This window comes from Tolypothrix campylonemoides VB511288_2 (assembly GCF_045999855.1).
Classification (GTDB): domain Bacteria; phylum Cyanobacteriota; class Cyanobacteriia; order Cyanobacteriales; family Nostocaceae; genus Scytonema; species Scytonema bouteillei_A.
The window spans coordinates 271,595-291,303 of the sequence record NZ_JBFPMW010000004.1 but is presented as its reverse complement, the minus strand read 5'-3'; the positions used below and the strand labels follow the sequence as shown (position 1 = coordinate 291,303).

The following is a 19,709-nucleotide window of genomic DNA, read 5'->3' as shown; positions in this document are numbered from 1 at the left end:
AAGTAGACTAGGCGGACGAGGTAGATGAATACACACATCTTTGATAAGAATTATTTGACGTGCCCCATTTGTCAGAAAAACGCTGCACGAAAACCGATGAAAGCGTGCATTGGATTGTTTTCTTGTCCGTACTGTCAGGAAAGGATGGTCGTTTGTCAAAGCGGTCATTACGTCCGCGATCCTTTTTCCTACAAACAGCAGGTACCAGTCTCATCTTCCCTGCGCCGTCAAAGCAGACCTATTGCTAGGATTCTACGGGATTTTGTTATTCTCAAGCACCCTTTAGTGGCGCTAGTTCTAGGAAGTGCTATTTTGCTGGGTGCAATTGGTATTACCCAACAACAAACCACTACCTACGACACTCCAGAACCTCCAAAGACAGAAACGCAGCTTTGAAGTTTGCTAATGGCTAATGGCTAATAGCCATTAGCCATTAGCCATCAATTTTTTGTAATCAGTACCCAATCAGATGTCTGACCAATTTGCTTCACAGAATCTAAATGTAAGTTTTTACGTGCAGTTTCATCTAGCAAGAAGTAGGGTTGCTTGTCATTGCGCCAGTAACTATCGAGTTGAGCAACAGATGCTGGCACAATAGTGCGATCGCTATAAAAATCTAATGATGGGCGATGATAAGGGAAAGATGTATAAATCTTTTTTATATCGGGTGGTGCTGCTGTTTGTATCATCTCAGCAACTGGTTTGACAGGATAGGCTTCCCCTAATTCCCAAACCCAATACTTTGAGTACATAAGCAGCACCAGCGACACATAAGTACCCCAAAATAGAACCTTCAAAAATTGCCCGTCACCTCGTTCTGCTAAAACAGCAGCTAAAGCCATTGTCAGCGCGACTGTAGCAAAAAGCAGTTGTAACTCTGATTGGAAGGCTCTGCCTATACTGTAGTATATACTCCCTGCGATCGCGACTAAGGCTAACAGAGCTAAAGAAACTACCCAAGATCGGGGATAAGGTGACAGCAATTGTGAATCTTCAGTTTCTGAGAGTTTTGCCCCAAAAGCTAGGGCTAAGCTGGGGTAGATGGGAAATACGTACCAAGGCAGTTTGGTACTCATTAAAGATATAGAAATCAAGTAAATACTACTCCATACCAGTACCAATTTTGCCCAGCTAAGATTGCGATTTTCCCAAGTTAAACGCAAACTTGCAGGTAAGAAAATTAGCCAAGGCCAAGTGTACTTAAAAATTTCCAGTAGATAGTACCAAGGCGGTCCGGAATGACCCTCAACAGATTCCCAAAGACGGCTGAAGGACTGATCTACCACACCAACTTTGGTAAATATCTCGCCGTAATGTACCCATTGAGCACCGTACCAAAATGCTACGGGTACAGTGCCAATGAAAATTCCCAGCCACATATACCAACTGCCCAACAGCCTTGGGGTATCCCAAAAAAGAAATAACAGAGCTATCCCACCTAATAATAAACCAAGTATACTTTTTGTCAGGCAAATTAACCCAAAAGCAATGCCAACTCCAAGACAGTAACGTAAGTTGCGACGCGATCGCAACAAACATAACATCATCAGCATAAAAAAACAGACAACAGCGCCATCCAACATAGCTAATCGTCCGTGGCGCACGACAGGTAGCATGGTGAGGTAAATTAAAGAGCTGTATACTGCTGCACGACGTTTGCGAAATATTTCTCTACCAATGTAATAAAGCAAAGGTACTGAAACAGCCGTCAGCATAGCCCCAGGTAAGCGGGAAGCCCATTCATCAATCCCCCAGATAGAGTAAGCCCCAGCAATCAGTAAATGCACGAGCGGTGGTTTGTTGTGATATGGTTCTCCGCCAAGTGTTGGATAAAGCCAAGGCATTGAACCATCAGGCGCACGAGTGATTTCACGTGCTACTTGTGCCACAGTACCTTCATCCCAATCTCGTAGTGGTAATTCTCCAAGATTTATGGTAAAGAGTAATACAGCCGCCAAAAGCAACACGATCGCCCACACCCAATCGATCCACTGTTCCGTTGACCGATACTTTTTTTCCAGACGACCCCAAAGAAAGCTTCCTTCTTGCATAATCTAGGATAATTACTGTGATTGCTGGTTATTGAATGAAACTCCTGACGCAATGTAGACTTGAATGTTGCATTTCATCAAAGCTCCTAAATTTTAAGTTAACTTATATTTCCTCGTAAAGATTTTTTTACAGCTTTTTTTGGTTTATCTATTTTTCTTAATCAGAGAGTGAAAGCGGTTCCGATTCCGATTAAGATCGTGTATTAATCTCTGTTTGGAGAAGAAATTTATGAACCTACCTGCTATGTTTGACTTAGTACTCGGCTTAATATTTATTTATTTAATTTTTAGCTTGCTAGCATCAGAAATTCAGGAACTGATTGCAACCTTATTGCAATGGCGTGCAGCACACTTAAAAAAGTCAGTTGAAATTTTCTTAGCAGGTGATGTCACCAGCCAAGATCGACAGCATGAATTAAAGTCAGTCATCGAATTAGCTAATAAACTTTATGACAATCCCTTAATTAAAAATATTAATCAAGAAGCAAAAGGATGGTTTGAGTCTTTACCTCGAAAATTTACTTGGGCAATTGCTTCGTTTGTTCGTTCCCTAATTTCATCAAAAGATAGAGGTAAACAAACTATCTTTGGAAAAGGTAAACATACCGGACCATCTTATATTCCTGCAGATATTTACGCAACAACTTTGTTAGAAGTCTTAGAACTTCCTAAATTAGTTCGGTGGTTAACCGAAGCGAGACTAGAAAGATTTAAAACCGCACGAATCAACGAAATCAGAGATATTTTAAATCAATTGCAACAACAACCCGTTCAAGATGAAAAATTACGGAGATTTTTTAACAAACTTGCAATCAATCTTCAAGATTTAGAAAAAGATTACAATGAAATTATTAAAACATATAAAGAAAATAGAAATAGTCTAACTGCTAGTGTTGAACGTATGGAAATAAGTTTAAAGAGATTTATAGACGATTTCCCCAAAGAACTTTTGAGCCAAGAACCATTTAGTAAAGTTTTTAAGAAATTAGAATATTATCAACAAGATATGTTCGGCAATCCCCAGCAAGCCATGTTAATTGGAGGATTGCAACCCAATATTGATGAAGTGGTTGGAATTATTAATAAAAACAGTGCGATTTATCAGGAAATTAAGACAATTTTTAAGACTAAAGACGGAGCGGCGTATCAAGAAATTCAGAAATTGATTGAGAACTTACCTCAATCCGTCGTTGATAATATTTCAGTTTTAGCAAAGCGTGCTGGAACAAAAATAGAAAGTACACGCGAAGGCATTGATAGATTGCGACAAGAAATTGAACTAGCTTTTGATAGCTCTATGGAAAGAGCTTCTGGAGTGTACAAGCGCAATGCCAAAGGTGTCGGAATTTTAATTGGCTTGTCACTTGCTGTTGCAGCTAACGCTGATGCATTTCACATGATTAATAGATTATCAAAAGATTCAGCACTCAGAACTATCATTGTTCAAAATGCTGAAAAATTATCAAATCCTAACGTTAATAATTTTTCAACAGTAGGAGATATAAAAAAGCTGACTAATGATGCTGACAGTATTCTTACAGCAGTTTCTCTACCAATTGGTTGGACTTCTGCTAATTTATCACAACAGTTTCGCTTAACATCATCAGAAGAACCCGTTATTACACCTCCTAGAATTTTAAGAATGATTCCTGGATGGATAGTCAGTGGTTTTGCCATTGCAATGGGTGCGCCCTTTTGGTTCGATGTACTCAGTAAATTTATGAATGTACGAAATGCAGGTAAACGTCCGCAATCTGCAAAAAGTGTAAATGATGCTAATGGCTAATGGCTAATGGCTAATTGCTGATTGCTAGTGGTTGATGTAAGCAGCCCTTGGATATAATTTGTATGTTCTAAAATTTGGGAAATTAGTCAAACGCTCCCCTCTCTTCCACTTACCCCTCTTTCTCTCAGTCAACATGAGAAAATAAAAGTCAGCACAACTGATAGATATTGTACTTCATACTTTCTTTTATGTAGTAATGATGTTCCTGCCCGTATGGAATTAGAAAATGCGCGAGGACACGCACCCTACAAGAACTAAATTTACTAAGGCAGTACAATTTCTAAAATTATTAGCTTACTAAATTGACATAATTTCTTAACTATTAGCCATTAACCATTAGCCATTAGCCATTAGCCATGTTAAAAAATAAAAATAACTCGTAATTGCCAATCTCGATCTTCACGAACAATCTCAATTTGCCGAATAAACTCACGAAAGTAAAACCTTCGTTCCGCTTCAGACAAATCCAACCAAAATTGAGGAATAGAAACTGCTTGAGCAACGGAACGTAAATTTACTGGTGGTAGAGTTGCCAACTTCGCTTGAAGTTCCGATATTTCTACACGGAGTTTATATGCTCTTAAGCGACTTGTTTCTGCATCCAAAACACCAGCTTCCACTAAATTAGGTAGCTGTTGGAGTATTTCTTGTTGGCGCAAAATTGCTTCATCTAAATTATTTTTCACTGTGTTTAGCTGAGGAGAATCTATTCGAGCTACCGCAACAGGTAAATCCTGACAGACAATTTTAATAGTCCGATCTAATACCTCTTGATATGGTATTGCACGACACTTGGGACTTTTGGAACAGCTAATTGGGCGTAGATAGAGGTATTCTTTATCTTGGTTGCGTATGGTAACACGGGTAATTGTCATGCGTGACTGACATTCGCTACAAATCGCTAAACCCGCTAAAGAACGTGGTGCGCTAGCTGTTCTTCGGGGTAGACGGTTGTTGCGGCGCAATAGGCGATCGACTTGAGCTGCTTCTTCTCTACTAATGATGGAAGCATGAGTATCGGAAATAATTTCTCCATTGTGATACGCTGTATCGCCACGGTAAACGGGATTTGTTAACCAACGGCGTCCTGTAGTGACAGAGATTTTTTTGCCATATTTTTTTGCTAGGTAACGGACTGCGCCTCGTAGGGAACCGTAAAGTAAGTAGTTATCAAAAAAATCTTTGATCACTGGGGAAGTACTGCGGTCTAAAGTGTATTTTCCTTTTCCTCTCCGGTAGCCGTAGGGCGCTTTTCCGGGAGGGGGTGCGGCTTCTAAACGTTTGCGGGCGTGTCCTTGACGTATGCGGCGGCTCTTTTGCTGATGTTGTATCTCGTAGAGGAGTTTGAGCAAGTCAGCACGGATGTTGGGACTTTTTTGTGAGGAATTATAATTTTGTTCAATTGCAATGAGTGTAACTCCCATTGTTTCTAGTTCTGTAAGGTGGGAAGTCACTTCTTCTATAGTGTCTCCTAATTCTTCTAAGCGGCGAATAAGGAGGTAAGTGGGGGTTTCGGTTTTGCAATCGTTAAGTAGTTTTTGTAGTTCAGTCCTTTTTCCTAGATCTTGGTATATTTGTTCTATCTCCCATCCCCAGGTTGTGGGATCGGGGGTTTGTTCTAGTATGGGATCGCTGTAGGTGTAGGCGAAGGTTTTCATTTATAAACCGCAAAGAAGCAAAGTGCGCGAAGGGAAGATGGAAAGATAAAGTTCTATGGGCTGGGTTGAGGAAGTTTAAAAGGTACTCTTAGCTTTTATTGCTGGCTGAGTTCAATAATGTTACCATCTGGATCTTTGGTAAAGATGGCTGGACGTCCGGAAGCACTGGGTTGAATGGGAAAGCTGTTATCTATAAGTTGCTGTTTTGCTATGTCTAAGTCAGCGACGGAGAAGGCAATATGGGCGTTGCGTCCCCATTTTTCGTTTTGGGCTTCAAATATGGATGGAGCGGCGATGAGGTGAATTTGGTAGTTTCCTATTTGATACCATGCACCTGGAAATTTTAAGGAACGTTCTACTTTGGGTAATCCTAGCACTGTTCCGTAAAAATGCTCGGCTTTTTCTAGATCGGTGACAAGAATGGCTGTATGGAGGTATTGAGTAATCTGCATTGTGGGAGGGTAATAAAACTCGACTATATTGTATCAACATTCATTTTGGGTGTCTGCGAGGCTAACTCGTGCTCCTAGAAGTTGAAGCGAATTCTGTACGCTTGCGAATATCGCTACATCCAGACATCAATCCCAAAAGCTCGTGCATAGCAACTACAAGCCGATCGCATATTCGCTTTCTAGCAATCTATTAAACTCTACAAAAAGTAAATCTATCATTAGATGTATTTTAAAATCTGTCAATATGAGTATTATATAGTTGGGGTTAAAGTCTAACATAACAGTACTAAAGCCTTGAAACGACGTTCATTGTTTGTGAAAGATTGCAGATATAGTGAATGAGAGCCGTAAATACAAGCCCAATTCACTTTATAATTACTAGATGAAGTTGCAACAGCAATCATAGTAAAATCATTAGTGGTGCCAAATTAGGAGTGGGGGTAAGCAATTGTTTGCCCGTATAAGAGGGGCGAATGGTTTTATGCCCAAACGCCCGTACAGGAGTTATTTCTTAAATTACCCGTTAGCCTCTCTGTACGATTTATGAAATACCAGGCACCCAATCAAAGCTTAAAAGACTATAAAACTATAAATCGCAAGTTTGAACGCTTGGATTTAGATCGTCGTTTGTTGATTTTGTATGCATCCAAACAAGTGCAACGGTTTGCTGCTAACCCTAAAGAGGTTATGCCAGGAAAAGATATTCGTTTGGGCTTTCCTGAATTTATAGAGCTTGAAGATATTTTGATTCCTATCTTAAAAGGAGAACAGGAACTCTGTGAATTAAAATCTCTGGTTAGAACATCTAGTAGATCGGGTCATCTATATTTCGACATATATATTCTGCGTCATAGATGTGAAAGTCATAATGAAAATAAGCTAATAGTACTTTTTGAAGATACAACAGAGACAACCATCGCCAAACTACAAAAAAAGAATATAAAAATCTTATATAATGTTCTAGTGTCATATAAAAATTACATGGAAAAAGTTATCGCTGCAATGGCAGAAGCCTTGTTAGTGACAACTAAATCGGGAAAAATTAAGAAAGTCAATCGTGCTGCATTAGAGTTATTTGGCTATAACGAGGAAGAATTAATAAATCAGCCTATCTCTTTATTATTTGATGATAATAAATTATTGCAAAAAGCCATTCAGCAAAGATACTTATTGAAAAATTACTTTCAAAAAATAGAAATTATTTGTCGAAATAAAGAGAAAGAAAAGCTGTTAATAGCGTTTTCTTGCTCGATGATTCATTCTAAAACAGATGGCTTTACAGATATAGTTTATATTGGGAGAGATATTACTGCCCAAAAAAGCAGGCAGCAACGAATTGGTACGCAGTACACTATAACTCGGATTTTGTCAGAATCACAAAGTATCAAACAGGCTATTCCAAAAATTTTACATGCTATATGTGAGTGTTTGGGGTGGGATTTGGGAGAACTTTGGACAGCAAATGAATACATAGCACTAGCGTCACAGCAAGATTGCGTTCATTCAATACTGAGATGTGTAGAAATTTGGTCGAGTCGAACGGTTGCAATCCGAGAGTTTAAAGCAGTGACTTGGCAAACGACTTATACTCCCGGTACTGGTTTTCCCGGTCGAATATGGTCAACTCAATCGCCTCTATGGATCGAGAATATCTCGCAGCCAGAAAATTTTGGTCGGGGGTGCGATACGGCTTCAGTTGATAAGCCTTCGGCGTATCGCAACGCATCTTTGCATGAAATACCAGAGTTTGGTGATGTGCGATCGCAAGCGGCTGTAGAATCGGGATTGCGATCGGCATTTGGCTTTCCCATTTTGGATAATGGAGAAATTTTAGGAGTGATGACTTTCTTTAGTCAGGATATACAGCCAAAAGATACCGAATTATTGCAAATGATGGTTTCAGTCGGTCATCAAATTTCTCAGTTTATTAAAACTAAACTATCTCAGGAAGCACTCATTGAGAGAGAACAACGCTATCGAGATTTATTGGAAAATGCAGATGAATTAATTCAATGCGTCACTCCTTGCGGTCAGTTTGAGTATGTTAACCGTACATGGCTCAAAAGTTTAGGATACTCAGAGTTGGAAGTCAATCAGCTTAATGTGTTAGATATCATTCATCCCGATCATCGAGAACAATACCGACATATTCTTTATGAGGTGATGTCGGGAAAAAAGCTCAACCAAGTGACAATTGCATTTGTCTCTAAAGATGGTAAAAAAATTTTTGTAGAAGGAAATATTAACTGCAAATTTATCAAGGGAAAACCCGTTTTAATGCGCGGTATTTTTCGGAATGTGACTCAACGTGTTGCATTAGAAGAAGCACAGCGCCACCAGCAAGAACAAACCGAGCGTTTGTTACTGAATATTTTGCCAGAAGTCATTTTCAACCGTTTAAAAGAGGAACCCGGTACGATCGCAGAACACTTTACTGATGTGAGTGTTCTGTTTGCCGATATTGTTGGCTTTACCGAAATCGCTTCTCAAATTAGCGCCATTCAGCTTGTTAAGATATTAAACCAAATTTTTTCCGTGTTCGATCGCCTGACCGAACAGTATAGTTTAGAGAAAATCAAGACTATTGGTGATGCTTACATGGTAGTTGGCGGTTTACCAGTGCGCTACCCAAATCACGCCCAAGCCATTGCTTGTATGGCTTTGGATATGCAAACAGCAATTGACGAGTTTAACTCTGAAAACAAGCAAAACTTTAGTATCCGAATTGGAATCCATAGTGGACCTGTGGTAGCAGGAGTAATTGGTATCAAAAAAGTTAGCTACGATCTTTGGGGAGATACTGTAAATATAGCCCATCGCATGGAATCCCAAGGTTTGGCGGGCAAAATTCAAGTGACAGAAGCTACATACCAAAAGTTGCGTAATGAATTTGTGTTTCAAAAACGGGGTGAAATTGAAGTTAAAGGGAAAGGTAAGATGACAACTTATTTGATGATTGGGCGGAAATCAGGCTGAGGGATTGGGGGAGACACGGTAGATGGGGGAGACACGGTAAAAAATTCTGCCTTGTCCCCCTTTTCCTCCTTGTCTCCCTTGTCTTCCTTGTCTCTACTCTCCTCCCCCAGTATTAGGGATCAGCCTTCCGACAGGATAAGTGGCAGATTCTTGAGCACCACTCTGAGTCATAGCAGCTGGTATTTGTTCTGAAGAACGAGTTTTGGCGGCTAAATAATCTGTTCGCAATTGCTCTAGCATTTTTTCTCGCTTGTCATACAGCCGTTTTAAAGTACGGGGCTTACACTGGTTCATGACATAAGCTGTGACTAATGGTAAGGCAATGGTACTGTCAGTGTAACAAACAATTGTACTGGGTAATTCATTGGGGTCAATCTTACCCCAACTGACTGCTTCTGAGGGTGTTGCTCCAGATAAACCGCCAGTGTCTGGACGAGCATCTGTGAACTGTATAAAGAAATCGTGTCCCCGTTCTTCGAGTCCGAGCACTTCATGCAGTTGCGGTTGGGTTTGTAATAAAAAGTTTTTGGGGCTTCCACCACCAATAATGAAAGCTGCGCTTTTCCCTTCAGATCCTCGTGCATAATATGCGATCGCAGCTGTTTCATTCACATCTATTGACGGGTCTAGTACCAGCTCAGAGCCTTCTAACGATAGGGCTGCAACATTCATTCCTATAGAACTATCACCAGGAGAAGACGTATATATTGGTACGCCATACTCATAAGCTGTTGCTAGCAAGCTGGAATTCTTCACTCCAACTTGCTTTTCTACTTCTCGAACATATTTACCAAGTAGATAGTGAAACTCTGCTGTTCCCATCCTTTTTTGAAAAGCTGGTGCTTGTAAAATCTTACGAATGAAAGCGTCTGTTTCTAGTAAGACATCATAGCTAAATATAATGTCATAAATACGGATGGTTCCTTCCTGTCGCAACTTCACGTCATTTAAAAATGGATTACCAGCAAACAGTTCAAAACCCAAGCCGTAGTGCATATCGTGGTAAAGGTTGGCACCAGTACTAATCATCCAATCAATAAATCCATTGCGGATGAGAGGTGCAAGCACGGACACTCCATATCCTGCAGGTGTCATAGCACCGGAAAGGCTAACTCCCACCGTTACGCCTTCTTGCAGTACATCCCGGCTCAGCAAATAGCATATTTCCCGCAATCGTGCCGAGTTATATGCTGTAAAGTAGTTATCAATCAAATCGACGACTCCAATGTCTGTCGGCATTGGTGCAGGTGCAATTTTTTTACCTAGCTGTTTTGACATTCTTGATAGTCCCCTGTAAATCCATACGTGAATGAGCGGACAGGATACAATGTTAAACGTATTTGACTTTTTTCTCATCTTTAGGTAGGGCTAAAGGCTACCGTTCAATGTTGATGGGCTTTAGCTCTTCCTACGCGTACTTAAAATTCAATATTATTTTTATAAAGTTATCTTTAATACTTATGTTATTTTAAGACAGCAGCAAACAGTTTCTGTTGCGACCTTGTTCCTTAGCGGCATACAGTGCTTCATCTGCAAGTTCAATGAGATTTTCAGGTAAGCTTTCTGAGTTTGGTACTATAGTAGCAACTCCCATACTTAAGGTAAGATATCTACCAATTGGAGAACGGTCGTGAGCAATTTGAGCTCGTCTGATGGATAATTGGATTTGTTGGGCGATGGCGATCGCATCATGAGAAGTTGTCTTCGGTAAAATTACGGCTAGTTCTTCTCCTCCATAACGAGCGAGCAAACAAGGGAAACTCTGAACAACGTCTTTGATCGCTTGAGCAACTTGCTTCAAACACTCATCCCCAGCTTGATGACCGTAGTAGTCGTTGTAAAGTTTAAAATGATCGATGTCACACATAATCAAAGATAAGGGTGTTTGCTCTTCTTGGTGTTGTTGCCACTGTTGGTGAAGATACTTATCGAATTGACGGCGATTTGCAACTTTAGTTAAATGATCCTCTGTAGCTAAGTGTTGTAGCTTAGTATTTGCTGTACATAATTGACTGTATTTCTCTACTTGCTGTTTTAACTCTGTATTGAGCCGTTGCAGTGCTTGTTCCGTTTGAGAAAGATGCCAATCCAAATCGTTAAGACGGTAAGCAATCCAACAAACTAATCCTGAAAATACCATGATATTTAAAACACCTTCTATGGTGAATTGTATTTCTAAGGTACAGACAGAGTATCGATAACCAATCGCACATATACCTTTTACTAACACTGGTAAGAAGATCCCTATTGGTAGGAGTTTCCGCGCCATGAGGCTACCCGCACCATTTCCACCGATCAATGCTTTAAGTCTGTACCACAGCCATAATGATGCTCCTGCCATGATACAGCTAATAACAGTGGCTGCTTTAAATGTAGGTATTCCCAAGCTTGTACTCTTCAACTGTAAAATGTTGAATTCCCAGTTCAGCAGAACTAGTCCTCCAATAAAAAAGAAGGCAATCATAGCTTGTTTAACGAGAAACTGGCGAGAACAGCTTCCAGGTAGAAACTGGAAGTTTTCTGAGTTTCCAGGAATACCTATAATTCTCATAACTTTATATTACGTATCAATCGACTAATCTACTTTTGGTATGAATGCTTCTTTGTTTGGAAATGTTTTTGTGTTTTCTCTGACTTCACTCAAACATTAGAAAACTTAGAGCTTTCTACCGTAATAGTTACGATGTCACATCTAGCCTCCGATTCAACATCGTAAAATTACTTAGAACGCATTAAAAAAGACTTAAGAAAAGCTGTGTAAAACCAGTATACTTAGAGATTTTTTGGGTTTTTACAGAATCCACATAAATAAACACAGTAATATTACTGATATCGCTTATCAAAATTTTATATAAATACTAGATTCTTAATAATCTCTTACAAACAAGACAGCCGCAATGAATAAAGACCGGAAAATCAAAATTTATAAAAATGTGTAACAACTTGTAGACAAATTACTTGTTGTGTAGAGATTTTAGAATATGTATAGGACTCACATCAGTTTGTTAAGCAATGAAATAATGCAGCATACAATATTTGTGGGTGTCGGAATGAACAATGCAAATCCTTTCTATATCTGACCAAGTTATTCATCACATACCGTTTATTACCCACTCGCCTAACGGGGTTGGCGTGGTTAATAAAGCGCTACCTGTTTTATTAGCTCATGTTGACTCACTACCGGATGGGTTGGAGGCGATTGTTGCAACGAGCGATTTGCAAGGTATCGATCGAGAAAACCAACGCCTTCTTGGTCATCTTGTCAGTGAAGAATTAGATAAGTTGGCTGATTTGGGAAGAATTCCTTCACTAAAATCAACAGGTATCATCTTGGCGGGAGATTTTTACGCAAAGGTAGATAAGCGTGGTGGTGTAGGTGATGTACGTGATGTGTGGCAAGCATTTCGCCAGCGTTTTCGCTGGACGGCTGGGGTAGGGGGCAATCACGATAGTTTTGGTAGAACACAACAGGAATTTAGAGCCTTTCAGGACGCAAAAGGTATAAATTATTTAGATGGTAATATCACCTGTCTTGATGGATTGCGTATTGCTGGGATTTCTGGTATTATCGGCAAATCAACTAAGCCTTTTCGTCGTTCAGAAAAAGATTTTAGAAAACTGCTCGTACAACTCCTCGATCGCTCGCCGGATATTTTTGTACTGCATGAAGGTCCTAACGACGTGGAAGCTAAGTTAATGGGCAATGAATCTATACGTGCTGAACTGGTTAAGGGAAATGATTTGTTAGTGATTTGCGGTCATTCTCATTGGAAAGTGCCTATGATTGCTTTGTCTAAAGGAATTCAAGTGTTGAATGTGGATACTCGGGTTGTTGTTATGGTAGCAGAGTGAGCGATAGCTAACTCTTGGTGCTGTTGTTGGGCGCGTCTTCCCTTTCCACGATATGTTGCTCCGGATGAATCCTCGCTCGATTCTGCAACAGCGCAAAGAGGGCTCACAGCTAGTACTGCTGTGAGTGCAATTGTCAGGTAAAATTTCATGGGTTAATTCACAGTGCAATAAATAAGCTAGGAGACAAACACCACGGTTGTGCAGTCCGTGACGATCTCTCTTGGCTACTTATTTATTCAGTGATTTTTTTCTCTATCTGGTAATTTTTAATTTACGCAATGACTGCTATGCACTCCATTTCCACTCGTGCATCTAAAATCAGTTTGCTAGCCTCAAAGGCGGTTCTTGCAGGAAGTCGGTCTTTAGAAAAGTAGGTGAGGTAAACTTCATTCACTGCGTTCCATTCTTTTATATCTGCAAGTATCACTGTTACTTTAACGACTTGGTTGAGAGATGACCCATATCTTTCAAGAACGCGTTTGATATTTTCCATAGTTTGCTTTGTTTCGGCTGTGACTCCTCCAGGAACCAGTTCTTTCGCACCGGGGATGTTACCAATAACCCCAGATAGATAAAGCATATTACCAACACGTACCGCTTCAGGAAACGGAAGATTGAGAGATTCTGTCTCTGTAGAAGCTAGATAATGGATAGAATCGGAAAGAGATGTCATGGTTGTTGGGATTAGCTAAGATTTAATCTGAATTCTGCTATTTTCCCTTTGTTAGGAAAATTTTCTAATAAAGTCTACAGATAGTGTACAACTGTGGCTTGTTAAATTAATACACCAAGTCGGTAAAGTCGATGACTTCTTGCTCCTAACGCACCACCTTTGAGTGGTTTGCCCATTTTACTTTTTAACAAACAGCAACTGTCTGATGAAACTGTGGCTTGTCGTACTTCTATTGAACAAACACGAACGCTTGACAGTGTTGCCAAGTTTTCTGTTACAATCGCATCTCTTGCGAACTGAATTAAACTGGCTACGTGCGATCGCATTCGTGAATCTAAGGTAGTGTTGGGGTTGTAATTCACAACTACGGATGCTGCATTACGATTGATACGAATGCTTGTCACTCGGTTATCTGCTGTCAATAATTCTTCTAACTGCTGCGCGTATTGAAAATCTTTCGCTATCAAGGGAATGTTAAATCTGATTCGTCCTGCGATCGCATGAACAACACTGTAAATCACCTTGGAAGGGGGTGATGAATTTTGCTGACCCTGACTGACTCTAGGTTTAGGAGAAATTACTTGACGAGTTGCACCTACTATCATTAACCAGGCTAGAATTGCTACCCAACTATTAATTCTGAGAATCCTCATAACAAGCAGAAACGTTAGGATAGCAAGGAAATCCCATCCTCTTTTTTGGAAAAAACTATCTGATTTTTCAACAGCAACAAGTTCTGCTTGACTCGCTGCTTTGAGCAAATCACTTTGTATCCACTCAGTAATTGATTCAGGAGACTGGTTTAGTTGAGTACTTAAATCGCTCCTTTTGCTGATAGTAATTGTCATTTATGACAAAGTTAATGAAGGTGGGTCATAAGTTAAATATAATTCACCTTGCAAATGGGGGGATCGATCTTTAGACTGAGTATTTTTAACTATGCATGCAATGCTTTTTGTCCTGGTAATTGGAACTCGAGAGGCGTCGATCGCAGACACCTCAAATAAAAAGCCTTTCACACCACTGATAAAAAAAATGTAAAAAATCTTGCTTAAATTTTGGCAATAGATCTCTAAGTATGTTAGGCTTGGCTCATCTTTTGCACAATGAAAGCTTTATTGCTTTTTCTAAATTACCGGAAAGCTTGCCCTATATGCTGTTGCTATGTAAGGCAAGCATCGTTATGGGAGATGAAATTATGAAATGTCCGCTACCAGCCTTACTTGCGCTCGTAAGTGCGATCGCTATAGCTTATCCAGCCCATGCTAATGAAGAAAATGTTTCGACCCAGACAACACCAGGTCAAGCTTCTCTTCTGATTGTCAAACCAGCCACTATAGAAAATCAGATAGGTAATACGCGAATTAACAATCGAAGACCATCTTCTACCTCCATCAAGCTAGTACGTGAGAAAAAATGTAAAGATATCGATCCCCTAGACTTTCTAAAAGATCCCGCAGCTAATCTCAAGCTCTGTTCTAAACTAAAACAGCCGCAAGAGGAAGAATCTAAACCTGTTGAAGCAGCTAATTACTATAAAGTACCTCCCCTTGAATCCGGTATTCGCGTACCAGTTTCCAAGTTTTAAAGTTGTTTGCCAAGCTACTCAGTTCCCTGCTTCTGTTTTCAGTCCAACTTAATTATTCAACACTTAATAACAGATAGCTGTCGTTAAGATTTATGTGCTTGTAATGTGACTGTAAACTCCGAACCCTTATTAGGCGAACTGTCAAATTTTAAAACTCCGCCCAAACCTTCTACTTGGAGTTTAGTCAACCATAATCCCAAACCGATGTTTCCGCGATCGCTTTTGGTTGTAAACCCAAGTTGAAAAATCTCGTTGAACTTCTCTGGTGCGATCCCCAAGCCTGTATCAGAAACTTTGACTTCTACCCAAAGCTTGCCTTCTAATTCTTAATTTGAATCCCCTATATTTTGTTATAAAATGAGCACTGTTCGCATTATGTTGTAAGTAATATTATGGGAGGAAAAAAGTGAGTCGATCGCACTTAGATAGTACTAACTAGTATAAAAAGCATCAAATATTGTAGTCCCTATAAGTTGTTTGTCGATAAACAGACAATCATTCATTCAAAACATTCAATTTGTAATTTTTAATTGAAATTTTAATTTTTAAATTGCCTATGATGAAAGCGTGAATCTAGACTGTCCGGAGCAGCCATGCCAAAACGCCTCATGACAGGATTAAATTATTGGTTTCAGCGAGATAGGATTGTACGTAACTTAGAATTCTTTCAAGATATTATTGTTATTTCTCTCTGCCTTGGTTTATTCTGTGTAATGCTTATACGCTTGGGAGCTATGTTTTTCTCCCTAGTGCATCCTTTGGATTTACGGGAAATAACCTCTGATATCTTGTTTATTTTGATTTTAGTAGAATTGTTTCGCCTGTTAATTGATTACCTTCAAGAACGGAGAATATCTGTAGGTGCAGCCGTAGAAATTACCATTGTTTCTGCATTGCGAGAGGTCATTTTACGTGGCGTTCTGGAGATTCCCCGCGACCAGATTTTTGGAATTTCTGTATTTTTAATCGTGTTAGGGGGAATACTTGCTGCTTTACCATGGATGTCTCGCTTTCTCGAACATGTCAAAGTACCCGATCCTGAAGAACCGGAGGAAAGCACTCAATTGCTAGCTGATTAATACCGGGCTTCAGCCGACACAAATAACATTCCTGGTTTGCAGTTGCAACGTATATGCATACGTCGCAACTACAAACGTCGTATTTTTAGGATTGGTCACTGCTTGCTGATTCCACCAAAACGGTTACAGCAGCAACTGCAATTAACATTTCATCATTTTTGTCCTTCAGTATCGGAATGGCTTTGCCCTGAACAACCATTCCCCCAGATTCTACTGTCAGTGTTTTCCGCCCAAAAGGTAGCACAGCTAAAACTTCTTCTTCTCTCACCTGTTCGGGATAGGGAACAGCAACTTGTACCTCAACTATCATTTCATTGGGATCGCTCAATCCAGCAACTTCCCAAACTCCAGGTAAGGCATTGTGCGCGATCGCATTTCTCACAGCCCTTGCGGCTGCAACAGTTGGTTCTTGTCCGTGTTGGTCAATACCCATCCCCATTTCAATAATTAGGCGTTTGCGTGCCATTGCGACCTACCTTGCAAGTTAAAAAAATGCTGGATTTTTTTCTCCAAACCAGCCTACCATAGCAATCTTCTTTGAGGACACAGGCGATGGATCTGATTTTTCACCGGATGTGGGATAAGATCGGTTCACGGAAAATCGCTGCGAACCATATTCTGAAAAATTTGACCGTTAGAGCTAAGGATGACTGACCGAACCCAACCGATGTATTCATCTTTTTTCCACTCATACATCAAAAAAGAGGCAACTCCAACTGTCCCGGTGAAGTATTGGAGCGCTTACCAGCACGGCTGTGTAAAGCAATATGGCATGGGGCGCATAACGGGATAAGATTTTTTGGGTTGTTATTTTCTGGAGTGAAGTCTGAATGGTGTACTGAGAGCGTCCTCACAGTCCATTCAGAACGTGATAAACTTTTCGGTTTCTCGCCGGGGCGCAAACACTGCTGACCGCAATGCTGACAGCGCCATCCTGCTGCTGTCTTCACTTGTAGCGCGACTTCTTGCCAGTTTTTCCCGTATCTTTGTCTGTCTATTGGCATATTTACTGAGTAGAAATTATGCACCACAACCGAGTTTACACGCTTTCTGAAATGAAGGCGATAAGTTCTCTGGAAAATTCATACCTAACCTTTGACATTGTTTTTCTGTCTGCTTGCTATCGCAACGCCAATTTTATAGCTCTCCAACCCAGTACGTATCAACTTCGGTTGCTATGGGGTATTCCTCCAAATGATGGTGAAATAATGTAATATACGTAGTATCTTGTAAAAACATCTCAATTCCATCTATTTTGCTATGAAAAAGTATCGCTTTCAACACTCTTTTCAGAGCGATCCGACCTTAAGCAAACACCTTTTTAGCTTGCTAGAGATTGTTTTTCCCGGTTTTGGAATTACTGATGCAGCAGAATCCGCTCTCAGGCTCGGTGCTTCTTGGGAATCGGCTTCAACTCCGTTTATGCGCTTTGAGGGGAATCTTGCTGTCACTCATGTTGGTGTTCTGGAAATACCGATGTCTCTGATGGGGGAACTAGTGACAGTGGGAGGAATCCACGGAGTCGCTACCCATCCTGAATTTCGGAGACGGGGTTATTACCGAGATGTGATGGAAGAAGTTTTGGATTACTGCGATCGCCATTATAAAACTTTAGTATTGACTACCTCTGAGCCCGAATTATACGAACCTTTTGGCTTCCGCTATGTTAGAGAACACGTGTTCGTTGCTCAGTGCAATTCAACAGGTGGTACTCATGGCTTCCGATTGCTAGATACTAACAATGATAATGATATCAATCTGTTGAACAGACTTTTAGAGACACGGGAACCTGTGTCTTACATTCTAGGAGTTGTGAAGGCAAAAGCACTTTTCTGTGTGATTGAAAGTCGCAGTCCCCTATTTTATGCAGAAGATCTAGATGTTCTGGTATGCATGAATATAGAAGGTAGCACACTCAAGCTTTTTGATTTGGTGGGAACAAAAGTTTGCTCTCTACAAGCTCTTGTGGACAGGATACCCCATCCTATTGAGGATGTGGAAATTTATTTCAGCCCCGATCGTCTTCATGTTAAGGCTCAAGCACTTCCTCACCAACTCAACGGCGATGACTGTCTTATGGTTCGTGGTGAGTTTGCTCCTGAAAATAGGACATTTATGTTACCGCGTTCAGCACGTTGTTGATCGGCGATCGGCAAGCAATGGCGATCGAGACAAGCAAGCCATTAGTGATTAAAATATATCATACCATTTTGGATTTTCGATTTTGGATTGAGACAGTCCCCCTTAGACTGAACTTCATCCTACTATCTGTCGCATTCTTGTTTCAAATTGGTAATAGGTTAAATGACAATTATTGAATCGCTAATATGTTTGCTAGAATTCGCCGTCTTTTAGGACAATTTTTTACAAGGTCAAGAACAATCAATAATGAACCTTTAAATAAAGTAAGTTTGATTGTCATCATTTTAGTTGATATATTCATATTAATTAATGTTTTTACAGGGCTGGATGATATTAGTAGATGGTATCTCAACCCTTCGCAAGTTTATCCGTGTTATGCCGAGTGGAAGAACTATCGAACACAAACCAATAGAGATAAAGACTATGAAATTATTAAATTGTCATTATCAGAAATATATAATTCTCCATCATTTCAACGCAATTATCAGCAAATCCCAGAAGGGCATTTAGGTAAAGTTTCTGAACTCTGTTTGAACTATGCTGGATACAAAGATAAGATTTATACCTCAGAAAACAGACAAACTATAACAACTATTAACCAAAAACAAGCAAACATCGGTTCACTCGAACGGGCTAATCGTAATATTCGCGCTCAATATGATTCTACACTTTTGGAAAAACTGGCAGGGCAACCTCGCGAACAATCTATCAATCAAATCGCTGCTGAAAAAGCCAAGCAGACTTTAGATCAAAATATTAACAAAATTTCTATACTTGTCAGGGATATTTCTAATTTAAAAAATCAGCTAATTACCAAATCAGAAAGTGTCAACTTTCTAAATTTTCTGAAAGATGAAAGTATCTTTAGTACGGTAGAAAGAGGTTATCAACAAGCATCCTTTTGGTATCCAAGCATTCAATTCGCTTTTCAAGCTATCTTTCTCCTACCACTGATTCTCATCGCCTTATTAGTTCATAGATTTGCGGGAGCGAGAGGATACGGGCTGATCTCGTTAATTAGCTGGCATTTGTTAGTTATCTTTTTTATTCCTCTGATTCTCAAAATCTTTGAATTCTTACAATTTGGTGCTCTATTCCAGTTTCTTTTTGATATTATTGCTGCTATTTTTGGTGGCTTGCTTTTCCTTATCAGTTATATTTATATATTGCTGATACCGTTGATTGGTTTTGGGCTGATCAAATTTTTCCAAAAGGTAATCTTTAATTCCAAACTTCAAGCAGCAAATAGAGTTCAAAAATCACGCTGTATTAAGTGTGCAAAAAAAATCCGTCATAGTGACATTCACTGTTCGCATTGCGGTTACCATCAATATACTGAATGCCCGAACTGTCATAACTTCACATACAAACATTTGCCGTACTGTAGGGAGTGCGGGCATTCTCAAAATTCCTCTCATTTGTAATCGCTCGTTTAATACCTCGCTATGGATC

Annotated in this window: 18 protein-coding genes and 1 pseudogene; 9 read left to right on the top strand and 10 right to left on the bottom strand. The window is 39.9% G+C overall.

Annotated features, from left to right (window positions below):
- The first annotated feature begins 24 nt into the window (after positions 1-24).
- Positions 25-396, top strand: a complete 372-nt coding sequence (locus AB0756_RS14010) for a hypothetical protein (RefSeq protein ID WP_038076697.1) — start codon at positions 25-27, stop codon at positions 394-396.
- A gap of 44 nt (positions 397-440) precedes the next feature.
- On the opposite strand, the gene AB0756_RS14005 is transcribed toward AB0756_RS14010, so the two are convergent.
- The gene (locus AB0756_RS14005) at positions 441-2,051 is read right to left on the bottom strand and encodes an ArnT family glycosyltransferase (RefSeq protein WP_038076692.1); all 1,611 of its coding nucleotides are present in this window, start codon (positions 2,049-2,051) and stop codon (positions 441-443) included.
- Between the two features lie 229 nt (positions 2,052-2,280).
- On the opposite strand from AB0756_RS14005, the gene AB0756_RS14000 reads away from it, so the two are divergent.
- Positions 2,281-3,837: a hypothetical protein gene (locus AB0756_RS14000; RefSeq protein WP_038076688.1), complete on the top strand. Its 1,557-nt coding sequence runs from the start codon at positions 2,281-2,283 to the stop codon at positions 3,835-3,837.
- A 359-nt stretch (positions 3,838-4,196) separates the two neighbouring features.
- Here AB0756_RS14000 and AB0756_RS13995 read toward each other — a convergent pair whose 3' ends face one another.
- Entirely contained in the window at positions 4,197-5,495 is a 1,299-nt protein-coding gene (locus AB0756_RS13995) for a recombinase family protein (protein WP_038076682.1), read from the bottom strand.
- 95 nt (positions 5,496-5,590) lie between these two features.
- Entirely contained in the window at positions 5,591-5,947 is a 357-nt protein-coding gene (locus tag AB0756_RS13990; RefSeq protein ID WP_038076680.1) for a VOC family protein, read from the bottom strand.
- Positions 5,948-6,490: 543 nt separating this feature from the next.
- On the opposite strand from AB0756_RS13990, the gene AB0756_RS13985 reads away from it, so the two are divergent.
- The gene (locus tag AB0756_RS13985; protein WP_038076678.1) at positions 6,491-8,923 is read left to right on the top strand and encodes an adenylate/guanylate cyclase domain-containing protein; all 2,433 of its coding nucleotides are present in this window, start codon (positions 6,491-6,493) and stop codon (positions 8,921-8,923) included.
- A gap of 93 nt (positions 8,924-9,016) precedes the next feature.
- Here AB0756_RS13985 and AB0756_RS13980 read toward each other — a convergent pair whose 3' ends face one another.
- Complete coding sequence (locus tag AB0756_RS13980; RefSeq protein WP_038076676.1) at positions 9,017-10,201, bottom strand: homospermidine biosynthesis protein; 1,185 nt, start codon at positions 10,199-10,201, stop codon at positions 9,017-9,019.
- A gap of 190 nt (positions 10,202-10,391) precedes the next feature.
- Positions 10,392-11,474, bottom strand: coding sequence for a diguanylate cyclase (locus tag AB0756_RS13975; protein WP_167844888.1), 1,083 nt, complete (start codon positions 11,472-11,474; stop codon positions 10,392-10,394).
- 506 nt (positions 11,475-11,980) lie between these two features.
- Here AB0756_RS13975 and AB0756_RS13970 point away from each other — a divergent pair.
- A complete protein-coding gene (locus tag AB0756_RS13970; RefSeq protein WP_038076673.1) occupies positions 11,981-12,775 on the top strand; it encodes a metallophosphoesterase family protein in 795 nt (264 codons plus the stop codon).
- A gap of 271 nt (positions 12,776-13,046) precedes the next feature.
- On the opposite strand, the gene AB0756_RS13965 is transcribed toward AB0756_RS13970, so the two are convergent.
- Positions 13,047-13,448 (bottom strand): RidA family protein, encoded by a 402-nt coding sequence (locus AB0756_RS13965; RefSeq protein WP_038076667.1) that lies wholly within the window; start codon positions 13,446-13,448, stop codon positions 13,047-13,049.
- A gap of 101 nt (positions 13,449-13,549) precedes the next feature.
- Positions 13,550-14,296, bottom strand: a complete 747-nt coding sequence (locus AB0756_RS13960) for an HMA2 domain-containing protein (protein ID WP_050046233.1) — start codon at positions 14,294-14,296, stop codon at positions 13,550-13,552.
- A gap of 230 nt (positions 14,297-14,526) precedes the next feature.
- Between AB0756_RS13960 and AB0756_RS13955 the strand changes: the two genes are divergently transcribed.
- A complete protein-coding gene (locus tag AB0756_RS13955) occupies positions 14,527-15,036 on the top strand; it encodes a hypothetical protein (protein WP_038076664.1) in 510 nt (169 codons plus the stop codon).
- Between the two features lie 83 nt (positions 15,037-15,119).
- Here AB0756_RS13955 and AB0756_RS13950 read toward each other — a convergent pair.
- A pseudogene (locus tag AB0756_RS13950) lies at positions 15,120-15,332 on the bottom strand (sensor histidine kinase); the annotation flags it as partial.
- A 297-nt stretch (positions 15,333-15,629) separates the two neighbouring features.
- Between AB0756_RS13950 and AB0756_RS13945 the strand changes: the two are divergent.
- Positions 15,630-16,115, top strand: coding sequence for a phosphate-starvation-inducible PsiE family protein (locus AB0756_RS13945; RefSeq protein WP_038076661.1), 486 nt, complete (start codon positions 15,630-15,632; stop codon positions 16,113-16,115).
- A gap of 85 nt (positions 16,116-16,200) precedes the next feature.
- Here the strand turns inward: AB0756_RS13945 and AB0756_RS13940 are convergent, their stop codons facing one another.
- Both AB0756_RS13940 and AB0756_RS13935 read right to left on the bottom strand, forming a co-directional pair.
- A complete protein-coding gene (locus tag AB0756_RS13940; RefSeq protein WP_038076659.1) occupies positions 16,201-16,581 on the bottom strand; it encodes a Lin0512 family protein in 381 nt (126 codons plus the stop codon).
- 229 nt (positions 16,582-16,810) lie between these two features.
- Entirely contained in the window at positions 16,811-17,119 is a 309-nt protein-coding gene (locus AB0756_RS13935; protein WP_072040790.1) for an HNH endonuclease, read from the bottom strand.
- 18 nt (positions 17,120-17,137) lie between these two features.
- On the opposite strand from AB0756_RS13935, the gene AB0756_RS13930 reads away from it, so the two are divergent.
- The 3 genes from AB0756_RS13930 (at position 17,138) to AB0756_RS13920 (ending at position 19,681) form a co-directional block, all read left to right on the top strand.
- Positions 17,138-17,329 (top strand): hypothetical protein, encoded by a 192-nt coding sequence (locus tag AB0756_RS13930; RefSeq protein ID WP_137986447.1) that lies wholly within the window; start codon positions 17,138-17,140, stop codon positions 17,327-17,329.
- 46 nt (positions 17,330-17,375) lie between these two features.
- The gene (locus tag AB0756_RS13925) at positions 17,376-18,257 is read left to right on the top strand and encodes a GNAT family N-acetyltransferase (protein ID WP_202048758.1); all 882 of its coding nucleotides are present in this window, start codon (positions 17,376-17,378) and stop codon (positions 18,255-18,257) included.
- 185 nt (positions 18,258-18,442) lie between these two features.
- A complete protein-coding gene (locus tag AB0756_RS13920; RefSeq protein WP_038076657.1) occupies positions 18,443-19,681 on the top strand; it encodes a membrane protein in 1,239 nt (412 codons plus the stop codon).
- Positions 19,682-19,709 lie beyond the last annotated feature (28 nt).